The organism is Amycolatopsis roodepoortensis (assembly GCF_024628825.1).
GTDB classification, from domain to species: domain Bacteria; phylum Actinomycetota; class Actinomycetes; order Mycobacteriales; family Pseudonocardiaceae; genus Amycolatopsis; species Amycolatopsis roodepoortensis.
This window is the reverse complement of the sequence record NZ_CP102415.1, coordinates 877,137-897,122: the sequence shown is the minus strand read 5'-3', so window position 1 is coordinate 897,122 and position 19,986 is coordinate 877,137. Positions and strand designations below refer to the sequence as shown.

The window sequence follows — 19,986 nt, the reverse complement described above, 5'->3', positions numbered from 1 at the left end:
CGGGAAGGATACTGTGCCGCTCCGGCTCAGCCGACGACGCGCCGCGCGCCCATCAGATGCCCGTCGCCCTTCACCGAACGGACGTCGACCAGCTGGCCTTCGGTGGGCGCGTCGACCATCTTGCCGCCGCCGACGTACATGCCGACGTGGTGGATGGCGCCGGGGTTGCCGGTGCCGTCGTCGTAGAAGACGAGATCACCGGGGACGAGCGCGTCCAGCGGGACGGCCTTGCCCACGGTGTACTGCTGGCGGCTGGTGCGGGGAAGCGAGATCCCAGCCTGCTTGTACGCCCACGACGTCAGGCCCGAGCAGTCGAATTCGCTCGGCCCAGTGGCGCCCCACTCGTATTGCGAGCCCCGTTTGGACAGCGCAGCCTGCAGCGCGTCGTTCGCGGCGCCGGGCGGGCCGAGGTACGAGCCCTTGTCCTGGACCTTGCCGAGTTTCGCCTTGTCGGCCTCGGGCAGCTGCCCGAGCGCCTGCCGCACCTTCGCGATCTGATCGTCAAGGTCCGCCTTGCGGGTGCGGACCTGGTCCAGGGCCACGGTCGCGTCGTTGGCGGCGAGCTGGGCCATTTCCCGGGCGTCCTCCGCGGTCGTGCGCGCGGTCTGTGCCTTCGCGAGCGCGTCGCGCAGGCCGTTCAACGCCTTGGTCTTCTCCTCGGCCAGGACCGACAGCGCGGAGGAGCGGTCGAGGAACTCCTGCCTGCTGCCACTGTCGAGCAGCAGGACGGCGTTGCCGAGCCGCTCGCCGCTCATCGCGGACCGCGCGATCGCCTCGACCTGCGGCCGGAAGCGATCGATCGCCGACCGTGCCTGCGTGAGCTCGCCGTCGGCGCGCCCGACGGCGGCGGTGGCCTGGTCGCGTTCGCCCTCGCGGGTTTTCAACCGGTCCTGGGATTCCCGCAGATCCTCGTCGGCCTTGGCCGCCTGGGCGCCGAGTTCCTGGTAGCGCCGCATCGGATCCTGGCCGTCCGGCGCGGGCTGCGCGTTGGCGGGGAGCGTTCCGAAGCCGAGGATCATGAGGGCGGCAGTGGCGGCGAGGGGGTGCCGCGGTGAGCGCCGGTGTGGGGTCACGGGTGCCGAATCTCCTGTCGCACAGGGTCAACTATCTCGCTTAGTAGTACGGGGCCGGTTGTGAGCGCCCGGTGAAGTCCTACTAAGACGGCTAGTACTACGGATCATGGGAGTCTTTGCTACGGTGAGAACCGTGAGTGTCTTCCTGGCTACTCTTCGTCGACTCGTCGTGGCCTTGGTGTTGCTGGTCGTGGCGGGTTCCGGAGCTGTCGGCTGCCTGGACGACGGCCACGGCGATGCCCTCGCCGTGGCGTCGGCCTCTCATGACTCGTCGTGCCCGCCGCGGGAGGGCCACGTACACGCCCGTCCGCTCGCCGCCGTCGCGGTCCGAAGCGAGGAATCGCCGCCCGTCACAGCTGTCCCGCCTCATTCGGAATCCGGCTTTTCGCCAGTGATGCACGAGAACACCCGGCTGTTCCCGGTCATCCGGAGCGGGCCTCGGATACTCGTCGAGCTGTGCGTTTCGCGGACGTGACCGGCCTCGCGCCGTCCCGTCCTGTCCACACAGCACAGAAAGACGAATCCTCGATGAACGCTGTCCTGCCCCGGCACACGGCGCTTGCCGTCGGCAACACGCCCGTGCTCTGGATCGACGAACGACTCACCGGCTCCGGTAAGGGTTTCTGGGCCAAACTGGAGGGTTTCAACCCCGGCGGCATGAAAGACCGCCCCGCCTTGCACATGGTGGGAGCGGCCAAGGCCCGCGGTGAACTGGCCGACGGTGCGATGATCGTCGAGTCGACCAGCGGGACGCTCGGCCTCGGGCTCGCGCTGGCCGGGATCGTCCACGGTCATCCGGTCACCCTGGTCACCGATCCCGGGATGGAGCCCATCGTCCGGCGGATGCTCACCGCGCACGGCACCCGCGTCGACCTCGTCACCGAGCCGCATCCGGTGGGCGGCTGGCAGCAGGCGCGCCGGGACAGGGTGCAGCGTGTCCTGGCGGAGCAGCCCGGCTCCTGGTGCCCCGACCAGTACCACAACCCGGATAACGTCGCCGCGTACGCGACCTTGGCCGACGAGCTGGCCGCGCAACTGGGCCGGATCGACGTGCTGGTGTGCTCGGTCGGCACCGGCGGGCATTCGGCCGGGACGTTCCGCGCGCTGCGGCGGTACTTCCCACACCTGCGCCTGGTGGGCGTGGACACCGTCGGGTCGACGATCTTCGGGCAGCCCGCCACCTCGCGGCTGATGCGCGGGCTCGGGTCGAGCATCCATCCGCGCAACGTCGACTACGCCGCGTTCGAGGAGGTCCACTGGGTCGCCCCCGCCGAGGCGGTGTGGACCTGCCGCCGTCTCGCCGCCGCCCAGTACGCGACCGGCGGCTGGAGTGTCGGCGCGGTCGCCCTCGTGGCCGCCTGGCTGGCCCGCACGCGCGATCCGGACGTCCGGATCGCGGCGATCTTCCCGGACGGTCCCCAGCGTTACTTCGACACGGTCTACAACGACGAGTACTGCGCGGGACACGGCCTCCTCGACGTCGTCCCGGCACGCGAACCGGATCTCATCGCGCATCCCGGCGAACGCGTGGTGGAACGCTGGACCCGGTGCCGCACGGTCGTGGACCCGGCGCTGTGACCGCGTTCGCCGAGCGGTTCCGCTCCTTCGACCGGCCCAGCAAGGTGTTGATGGTCAACCAGTTCACCATCAACGTCGGCTTCTACATGCTGATGCCTTATCTCGCCGGCTACCTGGCGGGGCCGCTGGGGCTGGCGGGCTGGGCGGTCGGCCTGGTGCTGGGGATCCGCAACTTCTCGCAGCAGGGCATGTTCCTCGTCGGTGGCACGCTGGCCGACCGGTTCGGCTACAAACCGCTCATCGTCGCCGGATGTGTGCTGCGGACCGCGGGATTCGCGCTGTTGAGCGTGACGTCGTCGTTGCCGTCGCTGATCGTCGCGTCCGCGGCCACCGGTTTCGCCGGGGCGCTGTTCAACCCGGCGGTCCGCGCGTACCTGGCGGCGGACGCGGGAGAGCGGCGGCTGGAGGCCTTCTCCGTGTTCAACGTGTTCTACCAGGGCGGGATCCTCGCCGGGCCCGTGGTCGGGCTGGCGCTGACGGCCGTCGACTTCCGGCTGACCTGCCTGGTCGCCGCCGCGGTCTTCGGCGTCTTGACCGTGGTGCAGATACGTGCGCTGCCCGCGCACGAAAGCGAACAGGGCACGTCGTCGATCTGGTCGGACTGGCGGGTCGTCGCGGCGAACCGGTCCTTTCTGCTCTTCGCGCTGGTCATGATCGGCTCGTATGTGCTGTCCTTCCAGACCTACCTCGCCCTTCCGATGGAGGCACGCAGGATCACCGGCTCGGAGACGTCGGCGACCGTGCTCATCGCCGGGCTGTTCGTGGTCTCGGGCGGTCTCGCGATCGCCGGGCAGCTCAAGATCACGGCCTGGTTCAAGGACCGGTGGCCGCCCGGCACGTGCCTCGCCGCGGGGCTGGTGTTCATGGCCGTGGCCTTCGTCGCGCCGCTGGCGGTCGCCCGGGCGGGACCGGCCGCGGCCGGCGCCGGACTGCTGCTGTCCGCCGCGTTGCTGGCCGTCGGCACGGTCGTCGTCTTCCCGTTCGAAATGGACACCGTCGTGCGGCTTTCGGGCGACCGGCTGGTCGCCACGCACTACGGCTTCTACAACACGATCGTCGGCGTGGGCATCCTCCTCGGCAACCTCTTCACCGGCAGCGTCTTCGACCTCGCACGCCGGGCGGGCTTCCCGGAGATCCCGTGGCTGGCGCTGACGGTGATCGGCGTTGTCTGTGCCTGGGGATTACGTGCTCTCGACCGGAGCCGCCTTCAGACGAGCGTCGTCCAGTAACTCCAGAACGCCTGCAGGATCGCGACGGTGATGGCGGCGTACCAGACCACGAGAACCACGCTGTGGTACCGGATCGCCGCCTTCACCTCCGGTCCTTTGTGGAGGTTGTGCAGGGTCGTGTACCAGAAGACGGCGATGGTGACCGCCCAGACGACCATGCAGTACGGGCACAGCGCGCCGATGACGTACAGGCTCTGCAACATCAGCCAGTGCACGAAAACGACACCGAGCGCCGAGCCGATCTGGAGGCCCAGCCAATACCAGCGAGGGAGCCGTGCTCCGCCGAGCAGGGCGGCTCCCGTGGTGACGACCACGCTGAACCCGGCGATCCCCAGCAGCGGATTGGGGAACCCGAACAGCTCGGCCTGCGGCGTCTTCATGATCGACCCGCAGCTGAGCACCGGGTTGACACTGCAGGTGGGGATGTAGGAGAAGTCCTTGAGCAGCGCGATCTTCTCGACCGTGAGCACGAACGAAGCCAGCAGCCCGAGCGCGCCGCCGGCCAGCAGCACCCACGGCGTCGCGCGAACGGCGAACGGCGTCACTTCGCGAGCTCCCGGTCGATGACGGCCTTGAGGCCCTGATAGGACGGTGACCCCGTGAACTTGACGCCGTTGACGAAGAACGTCGGGGTGCCCTCGACGCCGATGTTCGCGCCGTCGGTGCGGTCGGCGAGCACCCGGCCGAGCGTGGCCGGGTCGTCCAGCGCCTTTTCGAAGGCCTGCAGGTCGAGGCCCAGTTCCCGGGCGAATCCGAGGAAGGTCTCGCGATGGGAGACCTGCTGGTCGCCCCACTCCGGCTGCTTCTCGAACATCAAGCGGTACATCGGTTCGAGTTTGCCCTGCTTACCCGCCGCCTCGACGGCCCGCGCGGCGAGCTCGGCGTTCTGATGGCTCGGGATGGGGAAGTAGCGCATCACGAAGGTGACCCGGTCGCCGTACTCGGCGCGGAGGCGCTCGAGGCCGGGAAACGCGGCGCCGCACGCTTCGCATTCGAGGTCGAGGAACTCCACGACGGTCACCTTGCTGCCCGCCGGATCGGAGAGCCGATGGCTGTCCGGGCGGACGAGGATCGACGCGGGCACCACGGGGGGTGCGTCCACCTGCGCCGCCGGGGCGTCCTCACCCAGATTGGTGACGACGAGCAACGCGGCCACGACCGCGACGACGACGGCCACGACCGTCAGGGAAACCTTGGTGTTCTTGGTCATTCTGTTGTGTCCTTGGCTCGGTTCCGGCATCTGAAAGCGGCATGGGCGTGCCGGATCAGGTACGCGAAACGCAGAGCTGGACGAGCGGTGGTGTGGCCGTCGAACGCCTTGCCGGGGAGGACGGCGGTATCCCGGTCCAATCGGGGCGATGATGGCGGACGAGCAGGACGAGCGCGGCCAGCAGTGCCAGGCCGATCCCCGCGACGTCGTCGAGATGGTTGTCCGGAAGGGGCTGGTTCGCCGGGCTCAGCAGGGCCGGCTCGCATTCGCCGGCCGGGAACGTGGTGTGCGCGGCTTCGGCGGCGAACAGGGGAGCGCAGGGCGAGCCGGCCGCCGCCGCTCCGTCGCTGCACAGAGCACCCTGCAGGAGAGCGACGGCGGTGAGCGCGGCCAGCACGGCGAAAAGACGCGCGGTCATCCTCACAGTCCGTCTGCCGGTCACGCGGTGCAGGGTAAAGGTGACCTTGTAAAGCCAGGGCGAACTCGGACGAACCGGCATACAGTGGGCGGCGATCCCGAGTGGAAGGACGACCCTTGCCGAGTTTCAAGGATGTCTACGCGGTCCTGCCGGTCACTGACCATGCCGCCGCCGTCGCCTGGTACGAGCAGTGGATCGGGCGGCGACCGGACACCGAACCGATGGAGGGCGTCGCGGAATGGCGGATCACCGGCAACGCCGGGCTCCAGGTGGCGCACGATCCGGAAACCGCGGGTAAGAGCACGGTGGTCCTCGTCGTCGAGGACATCGACGAGACCGTCGGCGACCTCGCGGAGCGCGGGGTGGAATGCGGCCCGATCCAGGACTTCGGCTTCGTGAAGCTGACGGAGATCGTGGATCCGGCGGGTAACAAGGTCACCTTCGTCTGGGAGAACCCTTCGCCGGAGTAGTTCTTTCCGGGAAATGACGGGATCGCGCGGAGCGTTGCCCGCGGCGGGCCGCCGATGGTCCGATTCCCTCCGTCATCGACACTGGAGGGAATCCCATGAAGCATTCGAGACGCAAGACCCTCGCGCTGGCGCTGCTGGTGCCGTTCGCCACGCTCGTCACGGTGCCCGCCGCCGAGGCGGCGACCGAACGCACGATCAAGGTCGTCACCTACAACGTTGGCGACGCGGGCGGCCTCAAGGCCGACCTCGTCCGTCTCATCGAGACCGAACGCCCCGCCGTCATCGGACTGCAGGAGGTCGCCGACCGCGAGGCCGTGGTGAAGGAAGCCGCGGCCGCGACGGGGTACGTCGCCATCTACGAGTCGGACCGGCGCGCGGTCAAGCACAACGCCATCCTGGTACGCGGCAACATGACCATCACCGGCCACGGTGCCGGCGAGATCTCACCCGCGGCCAAAGTGGACCCGTCCACTCCCGGTACCGGCCCCGCCGAACCAGGTGACTGCGGTTGCTGGGTGCCGCCGAAGTACGTCAACTGGGTGCGGGTGGGCGGCGCGGGCTTCGAGTGGGTCGTGGGCGTCGTGCACCTCACCCCGTCCGCGCAGCGCTTCGACCTCAACCGCGAACTGCACAACCTGCAGGTCCGCAACACCGCGGACTGGTTCTCGTCACGCGCGGCCGAACCGATCGTCATGGGAGACTTCAACGCCGAGCCGGGTTCGGATCTGATGACGGGGCTGCGGCGCGTGGCAGGCTCCTACAGCGCTCCGAGCCACGGAACCAGGTCCATCGACCACGTGTGGGCGAAGAAGGATTCGACAGGGTCCGAGGTCGACGCCCTCGGCGGCTACGGAAGCGACCACCGTCCGGTGCGCGCCCGGGTGACGGTGACCCGATGATGAGGCGCGCCCTGATCGCCTTCGTATGCGGTGTCAGCCTGCTGACGGCCGTCCCGGCCGCGACGGCCGAGACCGGACCGCGCGACGAGTCACTGGACTTCCGGTTCCCGGCGGCGGATCTGATGCGGGTGCCGGAGACGAACACCTACGTCGCGGTCGGGGCGAGCGTCCCCGGCAAGAAGCTGCCGTACACGAAGGTCGAGTTCAGCGGCGGATCGTTCCAGCGCCGAGGCGCCGTCGACGGCGACGCCTGGGACGGCGTCACGTTCCCCGCGGGCTATTGGGCCAGGCCGGACTCCCTACTGTGGACACCTGCCCTGTTCGCACACCAGGAGGACGGCCGCGTCGTCTACTACGTCTTCTACAGCGCGGCGCTTCCCGGCCCCGAGCCAGCCGGTCAGGCGAAGCACTGCATCGGCTACGCCACCTCGCTACGGGCCACGGGAGGTTTCGTCGCCAACGCCGATCCGCTGTTCTGCCCGGATCGCGGGTGGGCGATCGACGCCGACGTGAGCAGGGGACAGGGCGAGGTCTGGCTGACCCTGCGCAACGGCGCGTGGACACAGGACCGCGTCACCGCCCTGGGGGCGGCGAAACTGGAGTTCGATCGGCCACGTCACGTGCGGCGGATAGCCGAAGCCGACGCGAAGAAGCTCATCGACAACACGAATCTCGAGTGGACGCACCACAACAGCCCGTCCGACGACGTCCTCACGATCGAGAATCCCAACGCCGTCCGCATCGATGGCGACTGGTACCTCTTCTACTCGGGGAACAACTGGTACGCGAACCGCTACTCGACCGGCGTCGCCTACTGCGGCACCGGGTTGACCGACAACCGGTGCACCCCGATGGCCGAGCAGCGCGCGTACTTCTCCTACCAGCCGGACCCGGACGGTGAGCCGCGGTTCCGGCCGGGCCTGCCGGACAAGTACCGCAAGAAGAACCTGCCGGGCAACAAGCGGGGACCCGGCGCGTTCAACGCGTTCCAAGCGCCTGATGGTTCGTGGTGGGCTTCGTGGAACTACATCACCGACGCGAGCTTGCTTCCGCATGAGGATCCGTCTCCGGAACGGCGGAGCCGGATCGGGAAACTGACGAAAACGGGGAGCGGGGCGACGGCCGAGTTCAGCGTGAGCTGGTGACCGAGGGGGTCTCCGCGGCCGAGTCGCCGCGGAGACCCGTCCCGAACGCCACCCGAGGATTGATCTCCGGAGCAGCGGGTAATCGCCTCCTGCCGGCTTCCACCGGCCGGCCGTGACCCGAACGGAGTTGAGGACCATGACCTACGCGATCGAAGAACCCCAGTCGTCGACCGAACGGGTGACCGTGCCCGAACCACGCGGCGAGGCCGATGCCCTGGACGACATGGCGATCGAACTCGAGCCGACGATCGTCCTCGGCAGGGAGTGACGGACTGCCGGCTCGGGCGGTGATGGCCGCATGAGTCGGCCTGCTAGTGGCTTCGCCGGGCACGAGCGGTCTCCCGGCGAGTGGCTTTCTCGAGCGCCTTGACCAGTTCGCTCTTCGACATGCGTGAACGCCCGCGGATCCCGCGTTCGCGGGCGTGCCTTTGCGCCTGAGGTAGGGCAAGCCCTACCTCAGGGCGTAGAGCAGCCGTGACGACGAATCAGCAAGCTGCCCCGATGGTCCGGGACCAGGCGGGCCGGGATGCTGGATCCCATCGATCCGAAGTACCCGAACGAAGGAAATGTATGTCGAGAGTGGGTTCCTTGCGCCGCAACCTGGTTCGTGCCGCCGCGGTCGCACTGGCAGGTGCTGCCTGCGCGCTCGCGGTGCCCGGCAGCGCCGGTGCCGTGGTGAACGGGGAGAACTCCACCGAGCGCTATGAATTCATGGCCTCGATCCCGGAGATCGTGCCCGACATGAACAACGCGAAGGGCGTGTGCGGGGCCGTTCTGGTGCATCCGCGGTGGGTGGTGACCGCGGCGCACTGCGTCGACCCGGACAACAACCCGGCGAGGCCGGAGGGGACCGTGCGGATCGGCAGCGACCGGCGGACGACCGGCGGCACCGTCCGCAAGATCGACCACTGGGTTCGCCACCCCGGCTACCAGCCGGGCGCGCCGAACAAGAACGACATCGCGCTGGTGCGCCTGGATCGCCCGGTCTCCGAGCGACCCATCCGCATCGCCGACCGCCCCGGCCGCCCCGGCACGCCGACCCGCCTGATGGGCTTCGGCACCACGGTCGACACCGCCGATATCACCAAAGTGGTGTTCCCCGAACGACTCCAGCAGCTCGACACGCGCCGGGGAGCGGTGTCGGAATGCTCGCCCGGCTACGCGGACTCGACCCGGCTCTGCACGATCAGCGGCAAGCCCGGTGCGATGGCGTGCATGGGGGACTCCGGCGGACCGCAGGTCCAGCGCGGGAAGTGGGGCCGGTGGGAGCTGATCGGCGTCACCTCGGGGCCCGGTGACGACGACGTGCCCTGCGCCAACGGACCCGGTCTCTACACCAGCGTTCCCGCCTACGACGGCTGGATCCAGCGCACCATCCACGGGCACCGCTGACGTCCCTGCGCTCCGGCAAGCGGGCGAGGACTCGTCCTCGCCCGCTTGCCGGTGCCTCACCGAGGCGCCAGTGCCTCCAAAGAGGACAGTGAAGCCTTGTGCAGGTTCGAGATGATGTTCCTCGGCTTGTCGGCGGCCTTGCTGTAGTAGTGCGCGCCGGACTCGTATGCCAGGTAGACGTTGCTGCCGTACACCGTCAGCCCCTCGGACATGCTAGGTGCGCGGAAGCAGTGCTTCTTGGCCGTGTCCAGGTCCTTGTCGCCGGCGCCGCGCCGGACCACGTAGATGTTGCTGCGGTTGTTCCGGCCGTGCGAAGTGCTGTAGATGAACAGGTCCTTGGTGACGATGAGGCCCTGCGTCTTCGTCGGCACCTCCCACGAGCCCGGCCGGTAGCTCAGCTTGCCGTCGGAGCCGACGGTGTACGAGTGCATCAAGCCGCGCTTGGAGTCTTCGAACTTGCCCGCCCACAGCGTGTTGCTCGGGCCGTGGCTGGTCAGGAAGGATGAGGCGTAGACGGTCTGCGCCTTGCCCTCCTGCTCGATGGGCAGCGACTTCTTGATCGCGTTCTTCAGCTTCGCCAGCGAGTACTTGCGGACCGTGTCGCCCTTGCCCGACACGAAGGCCCAGCCCTGTTTCTCGAAGACGGCGATCCCGCCGACGTGCGAGTACGCGAGCAGCGCCTGGCCGACCTGCTTGCCGGTCTTGGCGTCGATCCCGATGATGATCGCGCTGCGGTGGCCGGACTCGTACGAGGTGACCAGGATCAGGTCATTGGACCCGTCCCAGTTCGACCAGGTCGCCGTGCCCTGGGGGATGTTGGTCGCCAGGGCGGGGACAGGGTGACTCTTGCTGAACCGCTTGTCATAGGCGTAGGAGGCCGATTCCCCATGGTAGAAGGGGCCGTCCTTGCCACTGGACTTCGAGTCGCAGGTGATGGCCGCCGCCTCGGCGGAGGCTGTGCCCACCGTGGTGAGGCCGAGCATCACCATGCTCGCCGCGGCAGTGATCGTCGCCTTCTTGAGTAGGGTCTTCATGCATCCCCTTGTAGTGGTTGTGCGTCCAGTTCTCAACTGGGACTCACCGGACGCGCTCGCGGTTCCGCTGCAACGAATCCGCACCAGGGAAGGGATGTTCCGTCGTCATTGCCGGCTCTATTGCGACGAGAGCCCGGATATCGACCGCTCGCGCGCCTGGCGGAGAACGCTGACGAAGACGTCGACCGATTCCGCGCCCGAGACGCCCAATGCCCGGTCGAAGACGAAGAACGGTACGCCCTCGGCACCCAGTCGCCGTGCCTCGCGGGCGTCCTCCCGCACCGCCTCCGCGTAGTCGTCACCGGCCAGTACCCGGCGGGTCTCTTCGGCGGGCAGACCGATCTCGGTGGCGAGGCGGACCAGGGTCTCGGTGTCGTCGAGTACGTCACCCTCGACGAGCAGGGCGCGGAGCAGTCGCTCGTGGGCGCGGCCGCCGAGTCCACGCTGTCCGGCGAACTGGGCGACACGGTGGGCGTCGAAGGTGTTGCACATGAAGGCGCTGTCGAAGTCGTACTTCAGGCCCTCGGCCGCCGCGGGGGCGACGACCCTGCCGACCATGGACCGCACGTCCGAAAGCGAACCGCCGGTCTGCTCCATGAGGGCTTCGTAGAGCGGTTTGGCGGCGCCTCGGGGGTAGTGCGGGGCGAGCTGGAAACTGCGCCACACGACCTCGACCTCGTCGCCGTGCTCGAACCGGCCGATCGCTTTGTCCAGACGGCGTTTGCCCAGATAGCACCAAGGACAGCCGACATCGGACCACACTTCGACGCGCACGCTGGGCCTCCCGGAATCAATCTGCTGAAAAGATTGTCTTGTTTTGAGATTATCTGACGATCCCAGCGAGGCGCTAGGATGGCCGGGTGACAGGTTCGACGACGGGTGCGCTCCCGATGGGGTTGGAGGACAACCTCGGCTGGCTGCTCGCGCAGGTGTGCCGTGCCCACGGATCCGTGCTGGAGCGCGCGGTTTCCGGTATCCCGCACGGGTTGCGGGGCTTTCAGGCGCTGTGCGGCGCGGTGCACGAGAGCGCCAGGAACCAGGCGCAACTGGGCAGGCAGCTGGACATCGACCGCACCGTGATGGTGTACCTGATCGACGACCTGGTGGCGGCCGGGCTGGTGGAACGCGAGGTCGATCCGGCCGACCGGCGGAACAAGCTGATCCGTGGCACCGAGGCCGGCCGTGTCCGGCTGGAGGAGACCCGCGCCGCGATCCAGGCGGCGGAAGCGGCGGTGCTGGCCCCGCTCGCTTCGGCGGAGCAGGAGCGGTTCCGCGAGATGCTGCGCACGGTGGTCGCGCACAACCTGATGGCCGCCGATGCGGCGGAAAACGACGGCTGAGCTACGGGGGCGTCCAGTGCCCGAGTTCGGGCTGCGGTTGCCTGTCCGGCGTGTCGAGGCGCTTCGGCACCAGCACGAGCGCGGTGAGAACGGCCAAGACGACGAAGGCGGTACTACCCAGATAGGCGAGCTGGAAGCCGGCAGCCGCAGCTTCATGCTGCCCCTCACCGGCGTCGACCAGTGAGGTCGTCCGGGATGCGGCGACGGTGAAGACGCACTACCCGATGAGGAAGACGCGTCGCCTGCCGACGAGATCACCCAGCCTGCCCGAGAACAGGAGCAGACCGCCGATGGGTACGAGATAGGCGTTCACGACCCAGGCCAGATGGGGCGTGCGAAGCCGAGATCGGACTGGATGGACGGCAGGGCCACCACCACGATCGTGCCGTCGAGCACCACCATCAGCGATGCCGGACACAGGACGACGAGCGCGAGCTGTCGCGAACGACCGCCCCGCCCGGCATTTTCGAGCGCCACGGAACCTCCACCTCGGGACAAGGGCATCTCTTCCCGGAGACTGCCGAGACCGGTTCGGATCCGTCTTCTGAACATAAGGCGGTTCCGCTGGCCCCCGGTCGAAGGTGTCGCACGGTGAACCTCGTCATTGCGCGGGCGGGCCGTCATGAGCGGAGGCGGGGTCGTTCGTCCGTGGGCGGTAAATATCCTTTGTGGACAAGGACTGGCGTGGACTTCGGCCATGGCGGGCGATCCCTCCGCCCTGGTCGGTGGCGGAGCCGCGCGGGCCGGGGTCGGAATAGGGTGAAACCGGGATACCGGAAGGGAAAGGTGTGGCACATGGCGAGTCGGTTCGAATGGATGACCATCGACAGCGTGGATCCACGGAAACTGGCGGATTTCTGGTGCGGCGTTCTGGATTACGTCGTCTATGCGGACAAGAACGGTGCCGCGGTCGAGATCGGGCCCGATCCGGAGGTGCCGGACGAACAGCGGTTGGCCGCGTTGCGTGACGGGCCCGCCGTGCCGAGTATGGTTTTCGTCCGTGTTCCCGAGGCCAAGACCATCGCCAAGAACCGGCTGCACTTCGAGATCTGTCCGATCGACAGTGACCAGCAGACCGAACTGGTGCGCTTGCTCGCGCTCGGCGCGACCAAGGCGGATGTGGGACAAGGAGAAGGCCGGTCGTGGGTGGTGCTGGCCGACCCGGAAGGAAACGAGTTCTGCCTGACGCGCAGCCTCGCGCCGGGAGAATTCGACCTGTAGACGGGGTTTGTGCTTCGGCTACGGTCCTTGCATGGATCTTGTGCGCCGTATCGACCGGGCCGCCGGCGAGTTCTTGCTGTTCGCACTGACACCACCGCGCCTGGCCACCGCTCACGAACGAGTTCAAGAGATCGCCGAGGCCACGATGGCTCGCTTGCGCCCGTTGAACCTCGACGGCCTGATCCTCTACGACATCGATGACGAAGTCGCTCGGAATCCGGCGCGGCGCCCGTTCCCGTTCTCGCCGACCCTCGACCCCGCGAACTATCTCGCGAACAACTTCTCGAGCTGGCAGACCCCGGTCATCGTCTACCGGGCGGCCGGAAAGTACGCGCCGTCGGAGCTGCGGTCATGGCTGGCGGCCCAAGACCCGGCACGCGTGATGACCGTTCTGGTCGGCGCTGCGTCCAGCAAGGCCGACGCCAGGACATCACTCGCCGATGCTCAAGCGCTGTGGCGTGACGCCAACCCCGGTCTGTCGCTCGGCGGCGTCGCGATTCCAGAACGTCACAGCCGCCGGGACGACGAGCATCTGAGACTGCTGGCAAAGCAGGATGCCGGTTGCCGGTTCTTCGTGACTCAGGTGGTTTACGACGTCCACGCGGCGAAGAACCTCGTCTCCGACTACCACTACGAATGCGTCGCGCGCGGGCGAGCACCCGTTCCGGTCGTCTTCACCTTCTCGGTCTGCGGATCGTTGAAGACACTCGACTTTCTGCGGTGGCTGGGCGTCGACGTACCGCGATGGATCGAGAACGACCTCAGGCACGCGTCCGACACCCTCGAAGCGTCGTATCGGTTCGCCGTCGCGGCGGCTACCGAACTGATGACCTACTGCCGCGGCCTAGGCGTTCCGTTCGGCATCAACGTCGAAAGCGTGTCGATCAGGCGGGAAGAGATCGAGGCGTCCGTGCGACTTGCCGAGCGACTTCGGACGGAGATCAAGGGCTGATCTCGTCGCCGACGGCTCCGGATCACTCGTCAGGCTGACTCCGGTTGTGCCGCGGGCCGCGCGGCACTGGACTGGTCACACATTTCCATTCTCCCGAGGGCGGAAGGACGTGACCATGTTCGGCTGCTCACGCCGTAAGCAGGCCGGGGTGCTGATTTCGGTGGCCGCGGCCATCTTGCTGGCTTGCCCGGTCGCTTCCGCGGCACCGTCCGCGGCCGGTGCGGTCCAGCGATCCGCGGTGAACGGCGGTGATGCGATGTACAGCGTCTCGCCGGGACCCGGTCGTGAACCGTACTATTGTTCAGCGGGGTTCGCGATCCTCGTCGAGGGCGTCCGATACATCCTCACGGCCGGGCACTGCACCACACACGGGCTCGACTGGGAAGGCATCGGCCCTCATGTGGACAGTCACTTCCCGGTGACCGATTACGGCCGTATCCGGGACCTCTCCGGCTCTGGGCCCAGCCAGGTGGATCTTTACGATGGCAGCACCCAGCGGATCCTTCGCGCGGGCATCCCGCAGGTGGGGCAAACCGTGTGCAAGAGCGGCATGACGACGAAGAAGACGTGCGGGAAGGTCCTAGGCCTCAATCAGACCGTGAACTACGGCAAGGACAAGCAGGTCGTCGGGACGATCGCGACCGACATCCCCATCGAGAGCGGTGATAGCGGCGGCCCGTTGTTCTACGGCGGCGTCGGCTACGGAGTGCTGTCCGGCGGGAACAGTCAAGTCAGCTTCTTCCAGCCGCTCCGGTCCGTGCTCGCCGCGTACGGCGCCACTCTCGCCTGAGAGGGAGGAACCCAAGGCACCGGGCGCGACATCATTCCTTTCGGGGAGTTCGATCGCGACTTGGCGTCCGCGCCGTGAACAGGAATTCACGGGTTCACGTCCGTCGGCGGCTCGCCTCATGGTGAGTCGGCGAAGAGGCACTTGATGTGCCGAGGTCGGCAGTCACGCGGAACAGGGGCCCACGCGACCAAGGCTACGAGCCCTCCGATTTCGGGCTGCCGGAATGAAATCCGTCTGTGCCGCGTAGACCAGCCCCTGATCATGAAGAAGGCCCGTGAGCGGCGGTTGTGCTGCTCACGGGCCTTTCGTCTTCCGGTCGGGCTGACAGGATTCGAACCTGCGACCCCTTGACCCCCAGTCAAGTGCGCTACCAAACTGCGCCACAGCCCGGACCCGCGCTCCGTGGAGTGCGATGTGAGTACTTTAGCGGGTCCCGGACGGGGGCTTGCAACCAGGGGTCACTGTGTGTCTGAGCTGGGAAAACGGTCCGTGAGGGCCGCCCTGCCGCATTCGGGCGGCCCCCACAGGGTCACTGGGGATTGCCGGCGTGGGTGAGGGTCTGCCAGGCGACGAACAGGTTGTTGGTGCCCGCCGGGCGCTGGCGCAGGGTGAGGGCCTCGGTGTTGCTCATGGTGTGCCCGAGGCGAGTGTGAAGGTGGTTGTAGCCGACCTCGGTGACCGGGCCGAGCCCGAGTTTCAGGCTGCCGCCGCACAGCCACGACGGGACGGCGGCGCCCATCTGGTACTTCGCGTGGAAGCCGAGGCCTTCGCGGAGCCGGTCGGCGATCTCGGGATAGAGGTCCTGGCCCTGGATGCGGGTGGTCTCGGCGAAGTTCGCGATGGCGGCGAGGCCGTAGCCGGTGTGGGTGAAGTCCCGGCAGGTCTCCTGGGAGAGGCCGTTGACGAACGTCGTCTGGCCTTGCCAGTACTTGACGATCTTGTCGCGGGTGTTCAGGCCGCTGCCGGGCGCGGTCTTCGGGAGCGCGCCGTCGCTGGTCAGGTAGAGGTAGGCGGGGACGCGGGTGCGGAACTTCGCGACGGCCTTGTCGTAGGTCGCCTTGTCGTCGAGGAAGACGGCGATGCCGAGCGCGGCCTCGGTCATGCTGAGTTCCCAGTTGCCGTTGCTGTGGCTGCCGTTGATCACCTCGGGCAGGTACACGTTCCGGAGCATGGTGCCGAAGCGGCCGGAATTCGGCCAGCTCGGGTAGGTGTGCTTGATGATCTCCGCCGCGCGCGGCCACGAGGAGGCCGACCACGCCGACTGCAGGGGAGCGTTGCTGTTCGTGTGATCCTTCAGCACCGCGGACCAGGCGTCCATGATCTCGATCGCCTTGGTCGCGTATTTCGCGTCGCGCGTGATGTACCAGGCCAGGGAAAGCGAATACGCGGCGATCGCGTCTTGCCGCTCATCGGTACAGCCGATGTTCGGATTCGAATAGGAACCGCATTCGACGACGGCGCGGGGTTTCGGTGACCGGGACAGCGAGGCGTACGAACTCGACATCATCGCGTCGTACGCCTGTTTCCACGGTTGCGCGCCGGCCTGCACCTTGGTGCGGACGAAGTCCAGTTGCGGGCGGCTGACCAGCACGCCGGGATGGGTGAAGGCGGCGGGCGCGGCCTGCGCGGGGGCACTGAAAAGGCCTAGTGCCAACGGGACGAGCGTGGTCAGGGTGAGCAGTTTCCTCGGTAGGGACAGGGGACTCCTCGAGTGGGTGTGAACCAGGTCACCGGCGGCGCGCGATTCAGTGTCATGGTCTGAACCAGTTGCGTCAAGAGTCTTTGTTCACCTCGAAAAGAAAGAAGCCCGCCCGTTCAGCGGGCTGAATGGATCAGTGCGGCCAAAGGCCGATGAAGGCCGGGCTTCCGATCGGATAACTGCCGGCCAGGCGCCAGGTCGCGCGTTCGTAGGCCTGGATCTCGTCGGTGTTCTGCGACGCGACATAACAATGCTCTCCGGCGATTGAGAAGTGCCGTGGCCATGCGCCGGTCGGATGGTCGTCGACGGCCTGCGGGAGCACGCCGTCGAACGTGAATTCCGTGATCCTCTCGGGACCCCGGTTCGACAGGAACAGCCGGTCTTCGTGCAGGACGAGCTGCGCCGGGAGGTTCGGGCCACCGGGTTCGCGGGTCGCGGGAACGGAGTTCTCGACGGCGAACGTGCCCGGCGGCTGTTCGCGCACTGTCACCAGCGAGGCGGCCAGTTCGCCGACGACGTACGCGTGGTTCGTGCCGGGACGCCGGACCAGTTGCCGAGGGCCGGTCCCGGCGGGCAGCGCCGACACCGACACGGGGATCAGCTCGCCGTCCTCGCCGAGGCGGTAGCTGCGGATCTCGTCCGTGCCCAGGTCGACCGCGCTGACCAGCGTCCCGCTCTCGTCGACGACGGCCATGTGGACGTGCGCCGACTCCTGTCGTTCGGTGTTCGGGCCGCTGCCTTCGTGCTCGACCAGCGCGGTCCGCACGGTGGGCACTCCGTCGGGGCCGAGCGCGAAGGCGGCCAGGCTGCCGCCGCTGTAGTTGGCGCACAACAGGTACCGGCCGTCGGGAGTGACCGCCAGGTGGCACGGATCCGCGCCGCCGGTCGGCAGCGAGTTCAGCGCCGACAGCGTGCCGTCTTCGGCGACGGCCACCGCGGTGATCGCGCCTTCGGCCGTCTCGTTCACGGCGTAGAGCACGGGGAGCGCGGGATGCGGCGTCAGCCAGCTCGGCGAGTCCAGCGCGAGGGAACCCGCCGGGGTCAGCTCCCCGGTCCGCGCGTCGCGCCAGAACGTGCCGATGCCCTCGCCCTTGCCGCCGCTCACCGCCGTGTAGGAGCCGGTGATGAGCAGAGTCCGGTCGTCGTTCGCAGAAGTCACGGAACACACTGTGCAGCAAGCCGAGGTGGAGGTGAAGCCCTCGCGCGTGGCTCGCCACGCGCGAGGGCGTCCGTCACTTCAACGAGTTGTCCACTGTGGTCATGAGGGCTCCGGTGTCACCGGACATCTCCCAGGCCATGACCCCGAGCAGTCCTCTGGTCTTGAGCCAGGCGACCTTCTGCTGGATGGACCAGGCGTCGTCGAAGGTCCACCATTGCCCTCCGTTGCCGGTGTAGCACGACGTGGCCACGGCCGCGGTGTCGTGCTGGACGGCGCAGTTGGGGACACTGGCCAAGAGATTCGCGTAGCCACGAGTACCTGCTTCCTCGGCGAACTGGCCTGGCGCGGCTCCCGTCGCGCTCTGCCATTCGCCCTTCTTGCCGCCGTCGGCGACCCCTTGCCAGCCTCTCCCGTAGAAGGCGAGCCCGAGGGTGAGCTTCCGTGGATTGGCCCCGGCCTCGGTGTAGGCGTTGATCGCCGATTCGACGCTGAACTTGAAGTTGTACGGATCGTCCGCGTCGGCGTAGAGGTTCCCCTGGTGGCCGGTGCGGTTCGGCTCCCACGAGTTGTCGCTGCCGGAGCCGTGGAAGTCGTAACCCTGCACGTTCGCGACGTCGAGGTAGTCGAAGATCTTCGGGATCTCCCAGCCGCCCTTCACCTTCGCCGGGTCGGCGGGGGTGAAGGCCTGCAGTTCGTACCGTTTGCCGGTGGTCGCGCCGTAGGCGTCCATCTGCGTGCGGAACTCGGCCAGCAGCGCGGTCAGGTTCGTCTTGTCGTTGGCGCTCCAGTGGTTCCCGGGATGCCCGTCGGGGCTGCCCGGCCACTCCCAGTCGATGTCGATACCGTCGAAGATGCCCGCGGCCGTACCCGGCCCGCCGGCGCCGCCGTACGGCTTCACGTTCCCCTTGAGGTACGTGTCGATGCACGACGCGACGAACTTCTGCCGTGACGCGGGCGTGGCCGCGACATCGGAGAAGTACTTCGAGTAGGTCCAGCCGCCCAAGGAGATGAGGATCTTCAGGTTGGGGTACTTGGCCTTGAGCTTCTTCAACTGGTTGAAGTTGCCGCGCAGCGTCTCCCAGCCGGTGTCGCCGACCCCGTCGACCGACTGTGCCGCCGACATCGGCCGCGAGTAGTCGGCTTCCGCGTCGCCCGCGCCGTCACCCTGGTTCGGGTCCTGCGGGTTCGGCGTCGTGCCCTTGGTAACGCCCGAAAGGCAGGTGTGGTTGACCGGGTCGATGTTCCCGAAGGCGTACAGCAGATGGGTCAGCTTGGCGGCGGATCCGTTGGTCACCAGGTTCTTGACGAAGAACTGGCGGCCGTAGATGCCCCACTGGACGAAGTAGCCGACCCGGGCGTATCCGTTCACGATGTCGCCGGTGCGAGCGCTGACGGCGGCGCTCGCCGCGGAGACGTTGTCGTACCCGTCCCTGGCTTTGACCGTGAAAGAGTACGAAGTGGACGGTGAGAGCCCGGTCACCGTCGCGGTGGTCCCGGTCACCGTGGTGGCGAGGGTCGTCCCGCGGTAGACGTCGTAGGAGACGACGCCGGTGTTGTCCGTGGACGCGTTCCACGCCAGGGAGATCGAGCCCGAGGTGACCGCGGTCGAGCGGAGGTTCGACGGCGCGGTCGGCGCCTGGGTGTCGTCGCTCGGGTTGTTGGTGGTCACCGCGAGCGCCGGGGTGGGCGGGGACTTGGCGTCCTTCCGGTCCTTGGCGACGACGGTGAAGCTGTATGCCGTGTTCGGCGTCAGCCCGGTGATCCGCGCTTCGGTGCCGGTGACCGAGGCCGCCAGCGTGGTGCCCTGGTAGACGTCGTAGCCGACGACGGGCAGGGAACCCGGCGCGGCGGCGTTCCAGGCCAGCGCGGCGGTCGTGGTCGTCTTCGCCACGAGTCGCAGGTTGGCCGGGGTCGACGGCGGGGCGTCGCCGGAACCGTCGCAGTTGGCGTCGTCGATCCGGCAGGTGGTCGGGTTGACCGCGGAGCTGAGCCGGAACGACGGGCTGTAGGGATAGGTCGAACGGCCCGGCGCGAGGGACTTGATGTAGTACGCCGGGGTGAGGGTGACCTGGTTGCCGGTCTGGGAAACCGTGCCGTTGGAGCCGCTGGTGGCGGTCACGCCGGCGGGGACGGTGAAGGTGATGGACCAGTCGGCGACGGTTTCGCTGCTGGGGTTCGTGACGGTGTACTCGCCGGTGATCCCGGTCAAGGTGAAGGCGGCGCGGAGGCGGCCCGCCGCCAGCGCCGGAGTGCCCGCGGCTACCAGGAGCCCGGCGGCGAGGAGTGTCACGGTGAGTGCGCTGAGTAGTCTTCTTCTGGTGCGTCTCATGGCGGTTCTCTCCAAAAGAGGCGGCGAGACTGACCTGCTCGAAAAATG

The 19,986-nt window shown here is 67.8% G+C and carries 21 protein-coding genes, 1 tRNA gene and 1 pseudogene; 12 read left to right on the top strand and 11 right to left on the bottom strand.

Annotated features, from left to right (window positions below; all coding sequences use genetic code 11):
• Positions 1-26 precede the first annotated feature (26 nt).
• On the bottom strand, positions 27-1,073 hold the full coding sequence (locus NQK81_RS04370; protein WP_306856029.1) for a C40 family peptidase: 1,047 nt from the start codon (positions 1,071-1,073) through the stop codon (positions 27-29).
• A gap of 528 nt (positions 1,074-1,601) precedes the next feature.
• Between NQK81_RS04370 and NQK81_RS04365 the strand changes: the two genes are divergently transcribed.
• Positions 1,602-2,651 carry a PLP-dependent cysteine synthase family protein gene (locus NQK81_RS04365; protein ID WP_257487136.1) on the top strand — a complete coding sequence of 350 codons (1,050 nt, stop codon included), beginning with the start codon at positions 1,602-1,604 and terminating at the stop codon, positions 2,649-2,651.
• Positions 2,648-3,880: an MFS transporter gene (locus tag NQK81_RS04360; protein ID WP_257487135.1), complete on the top strand. Its 1,233-nt coding sequence runs from the start codon at positions 2,648-2,650 to the stop codon at positions 3,878-3,880. The genes NQK81_RS04365 and NQK81_RS04360 overlap by 4 nt, the downstream gene beginning before the upstream one ends.
• Here the strand turns inward: NQK81_RS04360 and NQK81_RS04355 are convergent.
• From NQK81_RS04355 to NQK81_RS04345, 3 genes are read right to left on the bottom strand one after another with little or no spacing between them, the layout of a single operon-like run.
• The gene (locus NQK81_RS04355) at positions 3,859-4,425 is read right to left on the bottom strand and encodes a vitamin K epoxide reductase family protein (protein ID WP_257487134.1); all 567 of its coding nucleotides are present in this window, start codon (positions 4,423-4,425) and stop codon (positions 3,859-3,861) included. The two genes, NQK81_RS04360 and NQK81_RS04355, sit on opposite strands and share 22 nt — an antisense overlap.
• On the bottom strand, positions 4,422-5,090 hold the full coding sequence (locus tag NQK81_RS04350; RefSeq protein ID WP_257487133.1) for a DsbA family protein: 669 nt from the start codon (positions 5,088-5,090) through the stop codon (positions 4,422-4,424). Before NQK81_RS04350 ends, NQK81_RS04355 begins: the two co-directional genes overlap by 4 nt.
• 55 nt (positions 5,091-5,145) lie before the next feature.
• Positions 5,146-5,508 carry a hypothetical protein gene (locus NQK81_RS04345; RefSeq protein ID WP_257487132.1) on the bottom strand — a complete coding sequence of 121 codons (363 nt, stop codon included), beginning with the start codon at positions 5,506-5,508 and terminating at the stop codon, positions 5,146-5,148.
• 116 nt (positions 5,509-5,624) lie between these two features.
• On the opposite strand from NQK81_RS04345, the gene NQK81_RS04340 reads away from it, so the two are divergent.
• From NQK81_RS04340 to NQK81_RS04320, 5 genes are all read left to right on the top strand, one after another.
• Complete coding sequence (locus NQK81_RS04340; protein ID WP_257487131.1) at positions 5,625-5,978, top strand: VOC family protein; 354 nt, start codon at positions 5,625-5,627, stop codon at positions 5,976-5,978.
• A gap of 95 nt (positions 5,979-6,073) precedes the next feature.
• Complete coding sequence (locus tag NQK81_RS04335) at positions 6,074-6,877, top strand: endonuclease/exonuclease/phosphatase family protein (protein ID WP_257487130.1); 804 nt, start codon at positions 6,074-6,076, stop codon at positions 6,875-6,877.
• The gene (locus tag NQK81_RS04330) at positions 6,874-8,022 is read left to right on the top strand and encodes a family 43 glycosylhydrolase (RefSeq protein ID WP_257487129.1); all 1,149 of its coding nucleotides are present in this window, start codon (positions 6,874-6,876) and stop codon (positions 8,020-8,022) included. The genes NQK81_RS04335 and NQK81_RS04330 overlap by 4 nt, the downstream gene beginning before the upstream one ends.
• Before the next feature lie 136 nt (positions 8,023-8,158).
• Positions 8,159-8,290, top strand: coding sequence for a hypothetical protein (locus tag NQK81_RS04325; protein ID WP_257487128.1), 132 nt, complete (start codon positions 8,159-8,161; stop codon positions 8,288-8,290).
• Positions 8,291-8,592: 302 nt separating this feature from the next.
• Positions 8,593-9,414: a S1 family peptidase gene (locus NQK81_RS04320; protein WP_257487127.1), complete on the top strand. Its 822-nt coding sequence runs from the start codon at positions 8,593-8,595 to the stop codon at positions 9,412-9,414.
• Positions 9,415-9,470: 56 nt separating this feature from the next.
• On the opposite strand, the gene NQK81_RS04315 is transcribed toward NQK81_RS04320, so the two are convergent.
• Together NQK81_RS04315 and NQK81_RS04310 are read right to left on the bottom strand one after the other, a co-directional pair.
• Positions 9,471-10,448 (bottom strand): hypothetical protein, encoded by a 978-nt coding sequence (locus NQK81_RS04315; RefSeq protein ID WP_257487126.1) that lies wholly within the window; start codon positions 10,446-10,448, stop codon positions 9,471-9,473.
• A gap of 117 nt (positions 10,449-10,565) precedes the next feature.
• Positions 10,566-11,222, bottom strand: coding sequence for a DsbA family oxidoreductase (locus tag NQK81_RS04310; RefSeq protein WP_257487125.1), 657 nt, complete (start codon positions 11,220-11,222; stop codon positions 10,566-10,568).
• Positions 11,223-11,308: 86 nt separating this feature from the next.
• Between NQK81_RS04310 and NQK81_RS04305 the strand changes: the two genes are divergently transcribed.
• Positions 11,309-11,788 carry a MarR family winged helix-turn-helix transcriptional regulator gene (locus NQK81_RS04305; RefSeq protein WP_257487124.1) on the top strand — a complete coding sequence of 160 codons (480 nt, stop codon included), beginning with the start codon at positions 11,309-11,311 and terminating at the stop codon, positions 11,786-11,788.
• Between the two features lie 16 nt (positions 11,789-11,804).
• Entirely contained in the window at positions 11,805-11,972 is a 168-nt protein-coding gene (locus NQK81_RS04300; protein WP_257487123.1) for a hypothetical protein, read from the top strand.
• Between the two features lie 36 nt (positions 11,973-12,008).
• Here the strand turns inward: NQK81_RS04300 and NQK81_RS04295 are convergent.
• Positions 12,009-12,190 (bottom strand): annotated as a pseudogene (locus tag NQK81_RS04295) (MFS transporter); the annotation flags it as partial.
• A gap of 393 nt (positions 12,191-12,583) precedes the next feature.
• On the opposite strand from NQK81_RS04295, the gene NQK81_RS04290 reads away from it, so the two are divergent.
• From NQK81_RS04290 to NQK81_RS04280, 3 genes are all read left to right on the top strand, one after another.
• Positions 12,584-13,009 (top strand): VOC family protein, encoded by a 426-nt coding sequence (locus tag NQK81_RS04290; RefSeq protein WP_257487122.1) that lies wholly within the window; start codon positions 12,584-12,586, stop codon positions 13,007-13,009.
• A gap of 31 nt (positions 13,010-13,040) precedes the next feature.
• Positions 13,041-13,961: a methylenetetrahydrofolate reductase gene (locus tag NQK81_RS04285; protein WP_257487121.1), complete on the top strand. Its 921-nt coding sequence runs from the start codon at positions 13,041-13,043 to the stop codon at positions 13,959-13,961.
• A gap of 115 nt (positions 13,962-14,076) precedes the next feature.
• Positions 14,077-14,751 carry a S1 family peptidase gene (locus NQK81_RS04280; protein WP_257487120.1) on the top strand — a complete coding sequence of 225 codons (675 nt, stop codon included), beginning with the start codon at positions 14,077-14,079 and terminating at the stop codon, positions 14,749-14,751.
• A gap of 316 nt (positions 14,752-15,067) precedes the next feature.
• On the opposite strand, the gene NQK81_RS04275 is transcribed toward NQK81_RS04280, so the two are convergent.
• The 4 genes from NQK81_RS04275 to NQK81_RS04260 form a co-directional block, all read right to left on the bottom strand.
• Positions 15,068-15,141, bottom strand: a tRNA-Pro gene (locus NQK81_RS04275).
• Positions 15,142-15,280: 139 nt separating this feature from the next.
• A complete protein-coding gene (locus NQK81_RS04270; protein WP_257489690.1) occupies positions 15,281-16,450 on the bottom strand; it encodes an alginate lyase family protein in 1,170 nt (389 codons plus the stop codon).
• Between the two features lie 133 nt (positions 16,451-16,583).
• Entirely contained in the window at positions 16,584-17,609 is a 1,026-nt protein-coding gene (locus tag NQK81_RS04265) for a lactonase family protein (RefSeq protein WP_257487119.1), read from the bottom strand.
• A 73-nt stretch (positions 17,610-17,682) separates the two neighbouring features.
• Complete coding sequence (locus tag NQK81_RS04260; RefSeq protein ID WP_257487118.1) at positions 17,683-19,899, bottom strand: glycosyl hydrolase family 18 protein; 2,217 nt, start codon at positions 19,897-19,899, stop codon at positions 17,683-17,685.
• Between the last annotated feature and the right edge of the window lie 87 nt (positions 19,900-19,986).